Source organism: Rhodococcus sp. NPDC127593 (assembly GCF_042671975.1).
Lineage (GTDB): Bacteria > Actinomycetota > Actinomycetes > Mycobacteriales > Mycobacteriaceae > Rhodococcus_F.
In genome coordinates this window covers 117,134-133,098 of record NZ_JBHXWI010000008.1, presented here as the reverse complement: position 1 = coordinate 133,098, position 15,965 = coordinate 117,134, and the positions used below count along the sequence as shown (strand labels likewise).

The 15,965-nt window shown below is 67.1% G+C and carries 17 protein-coding genes and 1 riboswitch; of the genes, 10 read left to right on the top strand and 7 right to left on the bottom strand.

From position 1 onward, the window contains the following. Positions 1 to 175 precede the first annotated feature (175 nt). The 6 genes from ACFVJ3_RS09580 to mnhG are packed head-to-tail and all read left to right on the top strand — an operon-like array spanning position 176 to position 6,368. The gene (locus tag ACFVJ3_RS09580; RefSeq protein WP_378451840.1) at positions 176 to 3,010 is read left to right on the top strand and encodes a Na+/H+ antiporter subunit A; all 2,835 of its coding nucleotides are present in this window, start codon (positions 176 to 178) and stop codon (positions 3,008 to 3,010) included. Then, positions 3,007 to 3,588: a Na(+)/H(+) antiporter subunit C gene (locus tag ACFVJ3_RS09575; RefSeq protein WP_378451839.1), complete on the top strand. Its 582-nt coding sequence runs from the start codon at positions 3,007 to 3,009 to the stop codon at positions 3,586 to 3,588. Before ACFVJ3_RS09580 ends, ACFVJ3_RS09575 begins: the two co-directional genes overlap by 4 nt. Beyond that, positions 3,585 to 5,207 (top strand): Na+/H+ antiporter subunit D, encoded by a 1,623-nt coding sequence (locus tag ACFVJ3_RS09570; RefSeq protein ID WP_378451838.1) that lies wholly within the window; start codon positions 3,585 to 3,587, stop codon positions 5,205 to 5,207. Before ACFVJ3_RS09575 ends, ACFVJ3_RS09570 begins: the two co-directional genes overlap by 4 nt. Beyond that, positions 5,204 to 5,776, top strand: coding sequence for a Na+/H+ antiporter subunit E (locus ACFVJ3_RS09565; RefSeq protein WP_378451837.1), 573 nt, complete (start codon positions 5,204 to 5,206; stop codon positions 5,774 to 5,776). Before ACFVJ3_RS09570 ends, ACFVJ3_RS09565 begins: the two co-directional genes overlap by 4 nt. Then, positions 5,773 to 6,033: a monovalent cation/H+ antiporter complex subunit F gene (locus ACFVJ3_RS09560; RefSeq protein ID WP_005251754.1), complete on the top strand. Its 261-nt coding sequence runs from the start codon at positions 5,773 to 5,775 to the stop codon at positions 6,031 to 6,033. Before ACFVJ3_RS09565 ends, ACFVJ3_RS09560 begins: the two co-directional genes overlap by 4 nt. Beyond that, positions 6,030 to 6,368: a monovalent cation/H(+) antiporter subunit G gene (gene mnhG / locus ACFVJ3_RS09555; protein ID WP_005264391.1), complete on the top strand. Its 339-nt coding sequence runs from the start codon at positions 6,030 to 6,032 to the stop codon at positions 6,366 to 6,368. The genes ACFVJ3_RS09560 and mnhG overlap by 4 nt, the downstream gene beginning before the upstream one ends. Here the strand turns inward: mnhG and ACFVJ3_RS09550 are convergent. The 5 genes from ACFVJ3_RS09550 to ACFVJ3_RS09530 all read right to left on the bottom strand — a co-directional run bounded on the left by ACFVJ3_RS09550 (position 6,337) and on the right by ACFVJ3_RS09530 (position 10,628). Continuing rightward, positions 6,337 to 7,620: a DUF5933 domain-containing protein gene (locus tag ACFVJ3_RS09550; RefSeq protein WP_378451925.1), complete on the bottom strand. Its 1,284-nt coding sequence runs from the start codon at positions 7,618 to 7,620 to the stop codon at positions 6,337 to 6,339. The genes mnhG and ACFVJ3_RS09550 overlap by 32 nt on opposite strands. A gap of 118 nt (positions 7,621 to 7,738) precedes the next feature. Beyond that, a complete protein-coding gene (locus tag ACFVJ3_RS09545) occupies positions 7,739 to 8,863 on the bottom strand; it encodes a glutamate--cysteine ligase (protein WP_378451836.1) in 1,125 nt (374 codons plus the stop codon). Between the two features lie 75 nt (positions 8,864 to 8,938). Next, positions 8,939 to 9,640, bottom strand: a complete 702-nt coding sequence (locus ACFVJ3_RS09540; protein WP_378451835.1) for a superoxide dismutase family protein — start codon at positions 9,638 to 9,640, stop codon at positions 8,939 to 8,941. A 73-nt stretch (positions 9,641 to 9,713) separates the two neighbouring features. Further along, a complete protein-coding gene (locus ACFVJ3_RS09535) occupies positions 9,714 to 10,265 on the bottom strand; it encodes a LytR C-terminal domain-containing protein (RefSeq protein WP_378451834.1) in 552 nt (183 codons plus the stop codon). A 24-nt stretch (positions 10,266 to 10,289) separates the two neighbouring features. Continuing rightward, positions 10,290 to 10,628 (bottom strand): DUF3263 domain-containing protein, encoded by a 339-nt coding sequence (locus ACFVJ3_RS09530; RefSeq protein WP_005251738.1) that lies wholly within the window; start codon positions 10,626 to 10,628, stop codon positions 10,290 to 10,292. 178 nt (positions 10,629 to 10,806) lie between these two features. On the opposite strand from ACFVJ3_RS09530, the gene ACFVJ3_RS09525 reads away from it, so the two are divergent. The 3 genes from ACFVJ3_RS09525 to ACFVJ3_RS09515 are packed head-to-tail and all read left to right on the top strand — an operon-like array spanning position 10,807 to position 13,190. Beyond that, positions 10,807 to 11,397, top strand: a complete 591-nt coding sequence (locus ACFVJ3_RS09525; protein ID WP_378451833.1) for a peptide deformylase — start codon at positions 10,807 to 10,809, stop codon at positions 11,395 to 11,397. Beyond that, positions 11,387 to 12,352 (top strand): GNAT family N-acetyltransferase, encoded by a 966-nt coding sequence (locus ACFVJ3_RS09520; protein ID WP_378451832.1) that lies wholly within the window; start codon positions 11,387 to 11,389, stop codon positions 12,350 to 12,352. Before ACFVJ3_RS09525 ends, ACFVJ3_RS09520 begins: the two co-directional genes overlap by 11 nt. 34 nt (positions 12,353 to 12,386) lie before the next feature. Beyond that, complete coding sequence (locus ACFVJ3_RS09515) at positions 12,387 to 13,190, top strand: exodeoxyribonuclease III (RefSeq protein WP_378451831.1); 804 nt, start codon at positions 12,387 to 12,389, stop codon at positions 13,188 to 13,190. Between the two features lie 34 nt (positions 13,191 to 13,224). Here ACFVJ3_RS09515 and ACFVJ3_RS09510 read toward each other — a convergent pair whose 3' ends face one another. Together ACFVJ3_RS09510 and ACFVJ3_RS09505 are read right to left on the bottom strand one after the other, a co-directional pair. Further along, entirely contained in the window at positions 13,225 to 13,587 is a 363-nt protein-coding gene (locus ACFVJ3_RS09510; RefSeq protein WP_378451830.1) for a GNAT family N-acetyltransferase, read from the bottom strand. A gap of 101 nt (positions 13,588 to 13,688) precedes the next feature. Continuing rightward, positions 13,689 to 14,075 (bottom strand): GNAT family N-acetyltransferase, encoded by a 387-nt coding sequence (locus ACFVJ3_RS09505; RefSeq protein ID WP_378451829.1) that lies wholly within the window; start codon positions 14,073 to 14,075, stop codon positions 13,689 to 13,691. A gap of 133 nt (positions 14,076 to 14,208) precedes the next feature. Beyond that, positions 14,209 to 14,316: riboswitch (TPP riboswitch) on the top strand. Between ACFVJ3_RS09505 and thiC the strand changes: the two genes are divergently transcribed. After that, positions 14,309 to 15,955 (top strand): phosphomethylpyrimidine synthase ThiC, encoded by a 1,647-nt coding sequence (thiC, locus tag ACFVJ3_RS09500; RefSeq protein ID WP_378451828.1) that lies wholly within the window; start codon positions 14,309 to 14,311, stop codon positions 15,953 to 15,955. (Overlaps the previous riboswitch by 8 nt.) The last annotated feature ends 10 nt before the right edge of the window (positions 15,956 to 15,965 follow it).

Here is a 15,965-nt window from a genome sequence, read left to right as displayed (position 1 = left end):
GCCGCCCATAACACAATGCGCCCCATTAGTCCGATTTGCCGCGATTGTGAGTCCGAATAACCGACCCAGTAGGATGTACCCCGTAGCCCAGTTCGCTAGCTAAGCGAACGGTCTACAGACTCGGTTCGTTTCGTTCCGACACCCCGCCGCCCGCTGACCCCCGACGGAGTGCCTTTTGCTTGCTGTTCTGCTCGCCCATGCCGTTGCCGCCGTTCTGGCTCCGCTTGTGGTGCGCAAGTTCGGCCGCAACGGTTTCTACCCCCTCTCCCTCGTCCCGCTGGCGTCACTCGGATGGGTGATCGCTAACTGGGGCACGGAACAGACCGTTTCCATCGTGTGGGCTCCGGGCCTGTCGATGGACCTCGACTTCTGGTTCGATCCGCTCGCCGCGATCATGTCGGTGCTGGTGCTGGGCATCGGCACGCTGATCCTGGTCTACTGCGCGCGCTACTTCACCGACGACGAACCCCGGCTCGGCATCTTCGCCGCCGAGATGGTGGCATTCGCCGGGGCCATGTTCGGCCTCGTCGCCAGCGACAACATGTTGCTGCTGTACACATTCTGGGAACTGACGACGGTCCTGTCGTTCCTGCTGGTCGGGCATTACGCCGAACGCGCGTCGAGTCGCCGGGCCGCGACGCAGGCGCTGCTCGTCACCACCGCGGGTGGTCTGGCCATGCTGGTCGGCATCATCATCCTCGGCCAGGTGAGTGGCACGTACAACCTGTCCGAACTGATCGAAATCGCGCCGCGCGGTTGGCTCGCCGGCGTCGGCGTCGTGCTGGTCCTCATCGGTGCCCTGTCGAAATCCGCGATCGTCCCGCTGCACTTCTGGCTGCCCGGAGCGATGGCCGCCCCGACCCCGGTCAGCGGCTATCTGCACGCCGCGGCCATGGTGAAAGCCGGCATCTATCTCGTGGCCAGACTGTCGCCCGGTTTCGCCGACGCGGCGCCCTGGCGATTCACGATCATCACGCTCGGCCTGCTGACGATGGTCCTCGCCGGGTGGCGGGCGATGCGCGCCTTCGACCTCAAACTGGTGCTCGCGTTCGGCACCGTCAGCCAGCTCGGTTTCATGATGGTGCTCGTCGGTCTCGGCACCCGCGACGCCGCGCTCGCCGGCATGACGATGGTCGTCGCCCACGCGATGTTCAAGGCCGCGCTGTTCATGGTGGTCGGCATCATCGACCACACGACGGGCACCCGCGACATCCGCAAACTCGCGCACCTCGGTGACCGTGCCCCCACGCTCACGGTCGTCGCCGCGCTCGCCGCGGCGAGCATGGCCGGGCTTCCCCCGTTCCTCGGGTTCGTCGGCAAGGAAGCCGCATTCGACTCCCTGCTGAGCACGACCGTCCTCGCCGACCCGGCGCGGATCGTCACCGTCGGCGTCGTGGTGTTTGGTTCGATCCTGACGCTCGCCTACAGCGTGCGCTTCATGTGGGGCGCCTTCGGTCGCAAGCGGCTCGCGCGGCCGAGCCCGGCCGTGCAGGGCATGCACGCACCCGGACCGTTGTTCCTCGCCGCGCCCGCCGTTCTCTCGGTACTGAGCCTGGCGGCGGGACTCGCGGCGCCGCAGCTCGAGAAGCTGCTGACGCCGTACTCGCGCACCCTGCCCGCCGAGGGCGTCTCCGACTATCACCTCGCCCTGTGGCACGGCGTGAACACCGCTCTGCTGCTCACCCTGCTGGTGTTCGCCGTCGGCACCGCGCTCTTCGTGGCGCAGCGGTGGGTCAATCGGTTGCGGTTCGAGCATCCGCCGCTCGGCAACGCCGACCGCATCTACGACGCGACGCTGCGCGGCATGGACGCCCTGTCGATGCGGCTGACCGGCGCCACCCAGCGCGGTTCGCTCCCGCTGACGCAGGCCACCATCCTCGGCACCCTCGTGGTGGTGCCGCTGGTGCTGCTCGTCGTCGGGACGAATACGGGCGCCGACGTCCGGTTGTGGGATTCGCCGGTGCAGTTCGTGATCGGGCTGATGATGGTCGCGGCCGCGCTCGCCGCGACCGTGATGCGCAACCGTCTGGCCAGCGTGATCCTCGTCGGTCTCAGCGGCTACGGCTGCGGTGTGCTGTTCGCCCTCCACGGCGCCCCCGACCTCGCGCTCACCCAGTTCCTGGTGGAGACGCTGACGCTCGTCATCTTCGTTCTCGTGTTCCGGAAACTGCCCGCCGAGGTGGACGAGCGCCGGGCGATCGGATTCAAGATTCCGCGGGCACTGCTGGCGGTAGCGGTCGGTGCCACCATCACCACGATCGGCGCGTACGCCATCAATGCGCGGAACTCGGTGCCGATCTACGAGCGACTCCCCGACGCGGCATACTACCTCGGCAACGGCAAGAACGTCGTCAACGTCCTGCTCGTCGACATCCGTGCCTGGGACACGCTCGGTGAGATCTCGGTGCTGCTGGTGGCGGCCACGGGTGTCGCGAGCCTGGTGTTCCGCAACCGCCGCTTCGGCAGCGCACCCCGAGTGTCCGACGCTCCCGCGGTCACGGCCGATTCGTCGGCGTCGCATTCCGAGACCACGTGGCTGCTCGGCGGCGACCTCATCGATCCGAAACACCGGTCGCTGGTCCTCGAGGTGACGACCCGGCTGATCTTCCCGACCATCATGGTGTTGTCGGTCTACTTCTTCTTCGCCGGTCACAACGCGCCCGGCGGCGGGTTCGCCGGCGGCCTCACGGCCGGTCTCGCGCTGGTCCTGCGGTACCTCGCGGGTGGACGGTACGAACTCGGCGAAACCGTCCCGATCGACGCGGGCAAGATCCTGGGCCTCGGACTCACGCTTGCCGCGGGCACTGCGCTGGCGTCGCTGTTCTTCGGCGCACCGGCGCTCTCCTCCGCGGTGTTCGAGGTGACGCTGCCGCTGGTCGGCCACGTCAAGATGGTCACCGCCCTGTTCTTCGACCTGGGTGTGTATCTCATCGTGGTCGGGCTCGTACTCGACGTGCTCCGCAGTCTCGGGGCGCGTCTCGACGCACAGATCGAGGTGAACCAGCGATGAGCGCGAACATCGGATTTCTCGTCATCATCGGCGTCCTGGTGTCGACCGGCGTCTACCTGCTCATCGAGCGCAGCATCACCCGCATGCTGCTCGGGTTGCTGCTGTTCGGCAACGGCATCAACCTGCTGATCCTCACGTCCGGCGGTTCGGACGGCAATCCGCCCATCGTCGGCCGTGAGTCGATTCACGAGTCGATGGCCGACCCGCTGGCGCAGGCGATGATTCTGACCGCGATCGTCATCACGATGGGCATCGCCGGCTTCGTGCTCGCGCTCGCGTACCGGTCGTTCAAGATCACCACGCAGGACGCCGTCGAGAACGACCCCGAGGACACCAAGGTCCTGCGGCGCCGGTCGCCCGCCGAGGCCCCCGACCGCGACCGTTCCGACGACCCGGTCACCGGCGAGCCGAGTTTCAGCGGCGACGCATTCGACAAGGACGGAAACCCTATTCCCCTGGAAGAGCTGAAGAACCTCGAAGACCTCGAATGCTACGAAGACCTGCACGAGGGTGACTTCGACGACGACGAGGACTCCGACAAGGACTCCGACAAGGCCGGGATCGGGGAGAGGTCGTGACCATTTCCCCGCACATCATCACGGCCCTCGCGCCGCTGCCCGTCCTCGTCCCGATGCTCGCCGCCGCGGCCACGCTGGTGCTCGGCCGGCGTCCGCGGGCCCAGCGGATCATCACGCTCGTCGCGTTGATCGGCGTCCTCGTCGTGTCGGGACTGCTGCTGTACCTGGCCGACCGCGACGGGACGACGGCCATTCAGGTGGGAGGCTGGGATTCACCGATCGGCATCACGCTGGTAGTCGACCGGCTGTCCGCGATGATGCTGGTGGTCTCGTCGATCGTGCTGCTCGCCGTCATGGCGTACGCCGTGGGTCAGGGTATCCGCGACGGCAGCGAGGACCAGCCCGTCTCGATCTTCCTGCCGACGTATCTGGCGCTGACGGCGGGCATCTCGAACGCGTTCCTGGCGGGCGACCTGTTCAATCTGTACGTCGGTTTCGAGGTGCTCCTCGCCGCCAGCTTCGTGCTGCTGACGCTCGGTGCGAGCGCCGACCGTGTCCGTGCGGGTGTGTCGTACGTGATGGTGTCGATGGTGTCGTCGCTGATCTTCCTGGCGGGCATCGCGTTCGCCTACGCGGCCACCGGAACCCTCAACCTCGCCGACATGGCCACCCGCCTCGACGGCATCCCGTCCGGCACGCGCACCGCCATCTTCGGTGTGCTACTCGTGGCGTTCGGCATCAAGGCGGCGGTGTTCCCGCTGTCGACGTGGCTGCCCGACTCCTACCCCACCGCGCCCGCACCCGTCACCGCCGTGTTCGCCGGCCTGCTCACCAAGGTGGGTGTGTACGCGATCATCCGCGCACACACGCTGCTCTTCCCGGAGGGCGAACTCGACAACGTGCTGATGGTGTGCGGCCTCCTGACGATGCTCGTCGGCATCCTCGGTGCGATCGCGCAGAGTGACATCAAACGTCTGCTGTCCTTCACGCTGGTCAGCCACATCGGGTACATGGTGTTCGGTATCGCGCTGTCCACCCAGTCGGGGCTCTCGGGCGCCATCTACTACGTGGCCCACCACATTCTGGTGCAGACCACGCTCTTCCTGGTGGTCGGTCTGATCGAACGCCAGGCCGGGTCGTCGTCGTTGCGTCGCCTCGGCGGACTCGCCGCGGCGAGCCCCGTCCTGGCCATCGTGTTCCTCGTCCCGGCCCTCAATCTCGGTGGCATTCCCCCGTTCTCCGGGTTCATCGGCAAGGTCGCGCTGTTGCAGGCCGGTTCGGCGGACGCGAGCGCGCTGGCGTGGATCCTCGTCGCCGGCGGAACCCTCACCAGCCTCCTCACGCTGTACGTCATGGCACGCGTGTGGACCAAGGCGTTCTGGCGCGCCCGCGCCGACGCCCCCGAGGGTGACCTCGCGGACGTCAGCCCGTCGGCGCTGCTCGACGAATCCGAGGCCGACATCGCGTTCGACGACCGCGCCGACGTGGGCCGCATCCCCGCGATGATGCTCATCCCCACCGTCGCCCTCGTCGGCGTGGGGCTGGCGATGACGGTGTTCGCCGGCCAGATCATCCAGATCAGCGATCGCGCGGCGAGTGATCTGCAGAACCGGTCCATCTACATCGACGCCGTCCTCGGCGGGCACCCCGGCGGCGAAGCGCAGGAGGCCCCGCGATGAAACGCGAGAGACTTCTCCAGTTCGGCGCGCTGCTGTGGCTGATGGCGGTGTGGATCCTGTTGTGGGGCAACGTCAGCTGGGGCAACATCTTCGGCGGGCTCGCCGTCGGCGCGATCATCATGGTGCTCATGCCGCTGCCGCGGGTGCCTGTGGAGGGCCGGGTGCACGTCCTGCCGCTGCTCCGGCTGGCCGTGATGTTCGTGTATTACTCGCTCCAGTCCAGCCTCCAGATCGCGTGGCTCGCACTCCGGCCCGGGCCGCCGCCCGTCACCGGGGTCCTGCGGTACCAACTGGGGATCAAGTCGGACCTCGTCCTGACCCTGTGCATCGACGTCCTGAACCTCATTCCGGGCACCATGGTCCTCGAGATCGACCAGGTCCGGCGGATCGTCTACGTGCACGTCCTGGACATGGGCTCGCAGAAGGCGGTCAGCCAGTTCTACCGCACAGTCGCGCAGTTGGAACGGTTGTTCATCGAGGCGTTCGAACGCGACTCCGACTGGAAACCGAGCCCCTGGCACAACCGCGACCTGCACTACGACAACCCCACTCAGGAGGGCAGCTCATGACAGTCGTATCGGTCATATCCGGGATCATCCTGGTCGTCGCCGGGGTCCTGACCACGTTCCGGCTTCTCGACGGGCCCAACTCGCTGGACCGCCTCGTCGCCCTGGACACCCTGATCGCGCTCGCGATGTGCGGGCTCGCCGTGTGGGCCGCGTACACCGGCGACACCACGATCGTGCCCGCCATCGTCGCGCTGTCGTTGGTGGGGTTCATCGGTTCGGTATCGGTGGCCCGGTTCCGGGTGAGTGACAAGTCGTGACCACCGTTCTGAACGTCATCGGGGCCACGCTCATGCTGTGCGGCTCGCTGCTCGCACTGACGGCCGCCATCGCCATCGTGCGATTCCCGGACACCCTGCGCCGCATGCACGCCGCCACCAAACCGCAGGTGGTCGGTCTCATCATGGTTCTCGCGGGCGCCGTCCTCGAACTGCGTGGCAACGTCGACATCTGGATGCTGATCCTCGTCGGCATCTTCACCCTGTTCACCGCGCCGGTCATCGCACACAGTGTCGGCCGGGTGGCGTACCGGGAGCAGCGAGATCAGGACGGGCTGTTGATGATCAACGAGTTGGAGCCGCCAGAACGTCCGTGACCACCGCCTTCGCGCCGCTGCCCCACCGCGCGAGTGCGGTCTCGGGCCGGGCGAAGAACGTCGCGTAGAACCCGAGGCTCATCGCGGCGAGGGCACCGAGGACGAGCGGTCCGGATACCTCGGGGAATCGGCCCATCGGCACGGCGAGGTAGCGGTAGCTGAGCAGCAGTCCGGCCAGCACCAGCGCACCGCCTCCGACGAGGCGGACCCGGAACCAGCCCCACCCCCGTTCGGGGTCGCGCAACGCGGATTCGATGGTCAGGCACAGGACGGCTCCGGCGACCAGGTCGACGCCGTAGTGGTAGCCGAACCCGAGGGTCGCCGTCAGCGTGCACACCAGCCAGAACGTGCCGCCGAGGCGCAGCCACCAGGCGCCCTGCCGGGAGTGGATGAACAGGGCGAGGGCCCACGCCGTGTGCATGCTCGGCATACAGTTGCGGGGCGTCACCGAATCGAACGACATCGGTTCGGGCGCGAAGTCGGGTGTCGGGACGAGGTTGGGCCAGTAGTCGCTGACCTGGAACCCCTGCCCTTCGGAGCCGAACGCGAAGATCGGTCCGACCACCGGGAACAGCACGTAGAACACGGGACCGATCAGACCGATCAGCAGGAACGTGCGCACCAGGTAGTGCGACGGCCAGCCGTTCCGCAGCTGGTAGACGGCCACCGCGATGGCCGCGACCGGCAGTTCGATGTAGACCCAGTGGAGGATGCCGTAGCCGACGGGACCGAGGGCGTCGACGAACTGCCCCAGGTGCCACGACGGGCTGCCCAGCGCGTGGTCGGCCAGTTGGGCGTATTCGTCGAGAACCATCGGCCCGGCCATGATGGTGACCTGCAGCCAGGCGTCGCCGAACTTGGTCGCGAGTATCAGCAGCGCACCGAGGGCGACACCCTTGAGGGCGCTGTGCCGCTGGTCGCCGGTCCAGCGGACCGCCGCGTACACACCCACCGCCGTGAGTACCCAGGTCGCGCCGTTTCCGACGGTCAGCGGGCCACCGGACAGGTAACGCACCCCAGCGACCACGACGTCGATACCGGCTGCGGCGGAGAGCGCGAGAACGCGCTGGCGATTGGTGAGCCCGACCATTGCGAGCGCGAGGCCGGCCCACGGGACGGACGCCGACTTGGGGGTCAGGACGTAGTCGTGGAACAGGCTTTCGAGGGGGCCCTGGAATCCCTGTGTGGACGCGACCACTTGGACCACCACCAGCAGGATTGCGACGCCCAGCGCCCCGCCGGCCACGAACATGCGGGAACGATCGACGGGCCCACCCGGCCGTATAACGGCAACATCGTCGATCGACACTCGCCAAGTGTAAACAACACGTGAACGGGAGGTGGACGAGTGCCCTGTCCGAGACCGTGATTCAGGTCCCGAGTTCCTTCACCAGCGCATCGACCACGGCCACCAGGTCACCGCCGGTCGCCTCCGCGACCTGACGTTGCCGCTGGTAGGACGCGCCCCGGCGGGGAATCTCGGCCACCGCGGCCAATTCGTCCGCGCAGCCCAGACGCACCGCGGTCGGGGCCAGCTTCTCGAGCAGGTCGTTCAGGTCGTCGGTGACGAGCCGCTCGTTGCTGTCCTCGTCGAGAATGATCTCGGCGTCGAGCCCGTACCGCGCGGCCCGCCACTTGTTCTCCTTCACGTGCCACGGCTGCAGGTTGGGCAGGTTCTCGCCCGCCTCGAAACGCCGGTCCAGGTCGACGATCAGGCAGTGCACGAGCGCGACGAGGGAACTGAGTTCGGCGCGGGTGGAGATGCCGTCGAAGACGCGAACCTCGATGGTGCCCCACCGTGGCGCCGGCCGGATGTCCCAGTGCATACCGCCGATCTTGGTAATCACGCCGGTCTTCATCTGGTCGCTGATGAAATCCTCGTACTGCCCCCAGTTCGCGAACTGGTACGGCAGTCCCGCGGTGGGGAGTTGCTGGAACATCAGCGCGCGATTGCTCGCGTACCCCGTGTTGACGCCCGCCCACATCGGTGAGGACGCGGACAGCGCGAGCAGATGCGGGTACCGCTGCAGCAGCGCGTTGAGGATCGGGAACACCTTCTGCGGTGAGGACACACCGACGTGGACGTGCACACCCCAGATGAGCATCTGACGGCCCCACCACTGGGTGCGTTCGATCAGCTCGTCGTAATCCGGTGTGCGCGTGACCAATTGGGTCGACCACTGCGCAAACGGGTGCGTCCCCGCACAGATCAGATCGACGCCGAGCGGGTTCGCCGCCCGCCGCAACAGGTCGAGCGACTCGCCGAGGTCGTCCATCGCCTCACCGACGGTGGAGTGGATACCGGTGACGAGTTCGACAGTGTTGCGCAGCAACTCCTTGGTGATCCGCGGATCCTCGGGACCGGCGAGATTCGCCACCGCGTCGAATACCTCCGCGGCCGTATTGGAGAGATCCCGCGTGACCCTGTCGACCAGCGCGATCTCCCACTCGACACCCAGCGTCGGCCGCGGCGAACCGGGAAAAGGAACTACCACGGCTTCGATCCAACCACAGGCCGCAGTGCGCGGCAGCGTACCGACATCCCGGCCGGAGCCGGGATGTCACGCGACTCAGCTGGCGCCGATGACACCGCAAGCCACCCGGGAACCTGCGTCCCCGGTGTTCAGGGTTTCCTGATCGGGGGCGGGTGCGTAACGGGTGGGGATGTTGGCGAAATTGTCGGGACCCGAGTGGATCATGACAGCGGTGCCGCTGTCGCCGTTCTTCAGGTCCTCGACCGTGAACGCGTCGGTGCTGGTGACCAACTCGGCCGTGCCGTCGGCCAGAACCTGCAGCGAGGTGAGATCGCCGCTCGCGGGGTGCCCCGAGTGGCCCTCGGCCTGGAAGTGCCCGCCCGCGGACAGGAAGTTTCCAGGCGCACCGCCGGTCGGCGCAACGGAGTTCGTCTCGCATTTACCGACGGAATGCACGTGGAAACCGTGGAATCCGGGCGTCTGATCCTTGACGGAAACGGTGATCTCGACGTGGCTGCCGGCCTGTTTGAACGTGGCGGTGCCCACGTCTTCGCCTTCCGCGTTCTTCAGCGTCGCGCTGAGCGCGCCACTCTCCGCGGACTCACCCGAGCCGCTCTCGGCGTCGCCGGGAACACCTGCGGCACTGGGATCGGCGGCACCGGTCCAGACGGGAGGCGTGGTGCCGGGAACGTCGGTCGGCCCCTCGTTGTTACTGCAGGCGGTCAGTCCGAGTGCTGCAATGGCCACCACCGGGGTGACAATGCGCCAGGACATCCGACGGGAAGAACTCGAGGCCATCAAACCGCTCCTTTGAGGTGGCGAAGAAGTGCATCTGATCATAACCGCGTCGACGGTGCACCGACCGTCCGGTCTACTGCGCGGAGGTGACGATGACGATCACACCGGCAGACGAATTCGCGATACCCGGGAACCGCGGCTGGGCCGACACCCCGAGCTGCGCGGCGATCTCCGTGGCCGCTTCCTTCTCGGCGGCGGAAGTCCCGTAGTACACAGTGGTTTCGGAGATGGTGCCGTCGCTGTAGTTGCCGGTTTCCGACACCGTCCACCCCGAGGACATCAGTTCGGTGGCCGTCTGGCTCGCGAGACCGGTGACGTTGCTGTTGTTGAGCACCCGCACCGGGACCGACGCCGCATCGGCGGACTTCGAAGTACTCGAGGCACCGGACGTGGTGCTCGCCGCGGACGTCGAGGTGGCGCCCGCCGCTCCGGCTGCTGTCGTCGAGCGCGCGGCAGCGGTGGTCGTGGCGGCCGCCGTAGTCGTGACGGTGGCTGCGGTCTCCTCCGAGTCCGAACCCCCGAGCGAGGCGAACCCGAGACCCGCGAACAGAATCGCGAGGGCGATCAGCACCATCGCGAGGGCACGTAACGGCGGGCCGGACGATTCGGGTTTCGGAGTACTCACGATGTCGACCTTAGCGACCGGGTGCTACGTGACGTCGAACCCGAGGCGACGCGCGGCGCGGGCCTTCTGCCTACTCGCGCGCAGCCGTCGCAGCCGCTTCACGAGCATCGGGTCGGCTGCGAGTGCCTCCGGCCGGTCCACCAGCGCGTTGAGAACCTGGTAGTACCTGGTGGCGGACATGTCGAACAGTTCTTTGATCGCTTCTTCCTTCGCGCCGGCGTACTTCCACCATTGGCGCTCGAAGGACAGGATGTCGTGCTCCCGACGCGAGAGGCCGTCGTCGCCGACGTCCTTGACCCCTGCCGAGTTGTCGCCGTCGGTGCGCTCGGACTGGTTCCGACTACGCGCTGTTGCGCCGTCCATCTCACTCCTCGACTACTAGCTCTCGCTCGACCTCAGCGAAACCACGTTCCCCCGGCTCCTCGATCGCGTGGCCGACCGAGCAACGAATTACACCGCTGTACTTCAGCGACTATTCAACCATGGCGAACGCCGCGGGCAGTGCGAACGGCTCGGACGCGCCGCACTATCCTTGACGACCATGGCCATCCTCCCCATCCGGATCGTGGGCGACCCGGTATTGCACGAACCGACCGAGGCAGTGTCCCAGTCACCTGCGGAACTCGCTGAGATCATCGCCGACATGTACGACACGATGGACGCCGCCAACGGCGTCGGGCTCGCCGCCAACCAGGTCGGCCTGCCGCTGCGGTTGTTCGTCTACGACTGCCCGGACGTCGACGGGAACGGCACGGCGCTCCGCCGCCGGGGTTGCGTCGTCAACCCGGTTCTCGAAACGTCGGAACGACCCGAGACCATGCCGGATCCGGACGACGACGTCGAGGGCTGCCTGTCGGTACCGGGTGAGCAGTTCCCCACCGGACGGGCCGAGTGGGCGAAGGTCACCGGCACCGACGCCGAGGGCACCGCCGTCGAGATCGAGGGAAACGGCTTCTTCGCACGCATGCTGCAGCACGAGGTCGGTCACCTCGACGGCTTCCTCTACGTCGACATGCTGGTCGGCCGCAACGCGCGCGCCGCCAAGAAGACCATCAAACGCGCCGGCTGGGGCGTTCCCGGTCTCAGCTGGGTGCCGGGAACGGTCGAAGACCCGTTCGGGCATGACGACTGACATTCCGCTCGGAAGCCGGGTGGTGCTGCGATATCAGCTGCCGCCCGGCCACAGCCATCCGATGACCGACGTCATCGGGGTGCTGGAGAGCGTCGAACCGGCGGTGGTCGTCCGCGCCGCGGACGGCTCCGTCGTCGAGGTGGAGCCGGAGCGGGTGGTCGCGCTGAAGGCCGTCCCCGCGCGACCGGTGCGCGCGAGCGAGATCCGGTCCCTCGAACTGGCCTCCGCCGACGGCTGGCCGGGTGTCGAGCACGCGTGGATCGACGGGTGGCTCGCCCGCTACGGTCACGGCTTCACCGGACGTGCCAACTCGGCGGCACCGCTCGGCGACCGAGGGTGGGTCGGAAGCCTGGACGACGCCTCCCCCGGCGGCACGCTCGACCGTCTACGCGAGTGGTACGCCGACCGCGACCGCCCGCTGCGGTTGCTGATCCCCGACCGGCTGGGTGAGGTACCGCTGGGCTGGAACGTCAGCGACGAAGTGGTTGTGATGGCGGCCGACATCGACAACCTGTCGCTGCCCGAGGGCCCACGGACCACCACCGTCACCGATCACCCCGACCCGGACTGGCTCGCCCTCTACCGCTACCGCGGGTCCGCGCTCCCCGACTTCGCGGTCGACGTGCTGGACTCGGTCCGCGGCGGCACTCTCGGGTTCGGCCGGATCGGCGCCGCCGACTCGTCACTTCTCGCCGTCGCCCGCGGATCCGTCACGTCCGCGCCCGACGACCGCCGGTGGGTCGGGCTCACCGCGGTCGAGGTGGCGGAGGCTCACCGCCGCCACGGAATCGGCAGCCTCATCTGCGGCGACATGATCAACTGGGGACGCGAACACGGCGCGACCCACGCGTGTCTGCAGGTCGCCGTCGAGAACGAGGGTGCGCAGGCGATGTACCGCAACCTCGGCTTCGTGGCGCACCACCGGTACCGCTACGCCACCGAACCTGTCGGCTGACGACCTGTCGGAGAGTGCCGCTAGGGTGGCTGCCGTGCGCATCGCAACCTGGAACGTGAACTCTGTTCGTGCCCGTACCGACAGGATCCTGGACTGGCTCCAGCGGTCCGACGTCGACGTGCTGGCGATGCAGGAAACCAAGTGCAAGGACGAGCAGTTCCCGTACGAGCGTTTCCGCGAACTGGGCTACGAGGTCGCGCACGTGGGCCTCAGCCAGTGGAACGGGGTCGCGATCGCGTCCCGTGTGGGTCTCGACGACGTGCAGATCGGATTCGAGGATCAGCCCGGTTTCCACAAGGACCCGGAGGTCGCGCCCGCGCAGGAAGCCCGTGCCATCGGCGCCACGTGCAACGGCGTCCGCATCTGGAGCCTGTACGTCCCCAACGGCCGTGAGCTGACCGATCCGCACTACACGTACAAACTCGACTGGCTGGCGAAGTTGCACACCGACGCGGTCGGGTGGCTGGAGCGGAACCCGGATTCGCAGATCGCGCTGGTCGGCGACTGGAACGTGGCCCCCACCGACGAGGACGTCTGGGATCCGGCGCTGTTCGAGGGCAAGACGCACACGTCGGCCCCCGAGCGTGAGGCCTTCCAGGCATTCGTCGAATCCGGATTCGCCGACGTCGTCCGGCCGCACACCCCCGGTCCCGGTGTCTACACCTACTGGGATTACACCCAGTTGCGGTTCCCGAAGAAGCAGGGAATGCGCATCGACTTCGTGCTGGGGTCGCCCGCCCTCGCCGGCCGCGTCGACAAGGCTGAGATCGACCGCAACGAACGCAAAGGCAAGGGCGCCAGCGATCATGCGCCGGTCATCGTCGACCTCGGCGACTGAGACCGCAGCACACCGATCGCCACGGCGGCCGAGGCTACTCGGCGACCAGAACGTCGAGATGCTCCGGATTCAGTGCCAGGTAGTGCCGGACATACGTGCAGATGGGACGGACTTTCCAACCACGCCGACGCGCCGAGCCGAGCGCCTCGCCCACGAGGACCGCGGCCAGCCCTCGCCCACCGAACTCTTCCTTGACGACCGTGTGCATGAACGCGACCACCTCACCCGGCTTCGCTGTGAATCCGGGGATGTCGTCCTCGTCCCGATAGCCGAGGATGCCGACCAACTCGTCCCCCAGCCACAGATCGAATCGTTCGTGGGCAGGATTGTCGAGCACGCGAGCATCAGCGGCCGTGATGTTCCCCGACGACTCGGAACTGTTCGAAATGTGATCCATGCCACTCATCGAATCAGTAAGGCGACATCCCCGCGCGCGGAATCGCCGCCCCCGGAACCGTTTCGTTGCCGACGAGTACTCGATTCGTGCCCCGACCGTCGTCAGCCCTCCACCTGGACGACGAGGTCGCGGTACTCGGGGTGTGCCGACAGGAAGCGCTGCACGTACGTGCACACGGGCCGGACCTTCCAGCCGTACCCGCGGGCGAGGTCGAGGGAGCGCCCCACCATGAGGGCGGCGAGTCCGCGGTGGCCGAAGTCCTCCACGATCACCGTGTGCATGAACGAGACCACCGGCGCCTGCCGCCCCCGACTCTTCGGACCCGGCGGCCGGGCTGCCACCACTCCCACGCCGGCACCGGCGCCGGGCGGCGTGTCCGCGAGGTCGAAATATCCGAGGATGCCGACCAGGTCACCACTCAGGCGTAGCTCGAATCGGTTCTGATCGGCGTTGTCGATCACGTCCACAACCTGCGCGTCCGTCAGCATGGCTATCTCCTGGGGGTATGTGTCGTAATCGAAATGTGATGTTCATCACCCTTTATACCGATGCCGGGAACCGCTGTCCAAGTTTCACCCGAATGTTTACTTTCAGAGATCTCGGTTACAGTTTGCGGGACAACTACACATCCACGGGGGCTCGCACCAGCGGGCTGAGAGGACGGCTAGGGCCGTCGACCGTCGAACCTGTCCGGGTAATGCCGGCGTAGGGAGCATCATCGATGAGCACAAACGTATCTACAGCCACGTCCGTCACCACGGGACCGATCCAGGGCAGCACCAAGCAGTACCTGCCGTCGGGTGACGACGTCCGGGTGCCGGTCCGGCGCGTACACCTCACCAACGGTGAGCACCTCGACGTGTACGACACGTCGGGCCCGTACACCGACACGGACGCCACGATCGACCTGGAAGCGGGACTGCCGCATCTGCGCGCGCCGTGGATCGCCGATCGGGACGGCACCCAACTCGACGCCGCCCGCGCCGGCGGCGTCACCCCCGAGATGCAGTATTGCGCTGCGCGCGAGGGTGTTTCACCCGAGACGGTGCGCACCGAGGTCGCGGCGGGACGCGCCGTGATCCCGGCCAACCGCTGCCATCCCGAACTCGAGCCGATGATCATCGGCAAGGCGTTCGCGGTCAAGATCAACGCGAACATCGGCAACAGCGCGGTCAGTTCGTCGATCGAGGAAGAGGTCGAGAAGATGGTGTGGGCGACGCGGTGGGGCGCAGACACCATCATGGACCTGTCGACCGGCAAGAACATCCACGAGACTCGGGAATGGATCCTTCGCAATTCGCCCGTGCCTGTGGGAACCGTGCCGATCTATCAGGCACTCGAGAAGGTCGGCGGCGACCCGACCGCGCTCACGTGGGAAATCTACCGCGACACCGTGATCGAACAGTGCGAGCAGGGCGTCGACTACATGACGGTCCACGCCGGTGTGCTGCTCCGCTACATCCCGCTGACCGCGCGCCGCGTCACCGGCATCGTCTCCCGCGGTGGGTCGATCATGGCGGCCTGGTGCCTGGCCCATCACCGGGAATCGTTCCTGTACACCCACTTCGACGAACTGTGTGAGATCCTCCACCGCTACGACGTCACGTTTTCGCTCGGTGACGGTCTGCGCCCCGGCTCCATCGCGGACGCCAACGACGAGGCCCAGTTCGCGGAACTCCGCACCCTCGGAGAGCTCACGAAGATCGCGAAATCCCATGGGGTGCAGGTGATGATCGAAGGCCCCGGGCACGTGCCGATGCACAAGATCGTCGAGAATGTGCGCCTCGAGGAGGAGCTGTGCGAGGAGGCGCCGTTCTACACCCTCGGGCCGCTCGCCACCGACATCGCGCCGGCGTACGACCACATCACGTCCGCGATCGGCGCGGCGATGATCGCGCAGGCAGGCACCGCGATGCTCTGCTACGTGACCCCCAAGGAACACCTGGGACTGCCGAATCGGGACGACGTCAAGACCGGGGTCATCACGTACAAGATCGCGGCGCACGCCGCGGACCTCGCGAAGCAGCATCCACGGGCGCAGGAGCGGGACGACGCACTGTCGAAGGCGCGGTTCGAATTCCGCTGGCACGATCAGTTCGCGCTGTCCCTCGACCCGGATACCGCCCGGGAGTTCCACGACGAGACGCTGCCCGCCGAGCCGGCGAAGACGGCCCACTTCTGCTCGATGTGCGGTCCGAAGTTCTGTTCGATGCGGATCTCCGCCGACGTCCGCGAGTACGCGCAGCGACACGGACTCGATTCGGTCGAAGCCATCGAGGCAGGCATGGCCGAGAAGTCGAGCGAGTTCGTCGACGCAGGTGGCCGCGTGTATCTGCCCGTCGAATCCGTCACCTCAGAGAATCGGTAAGGTCCCCTTC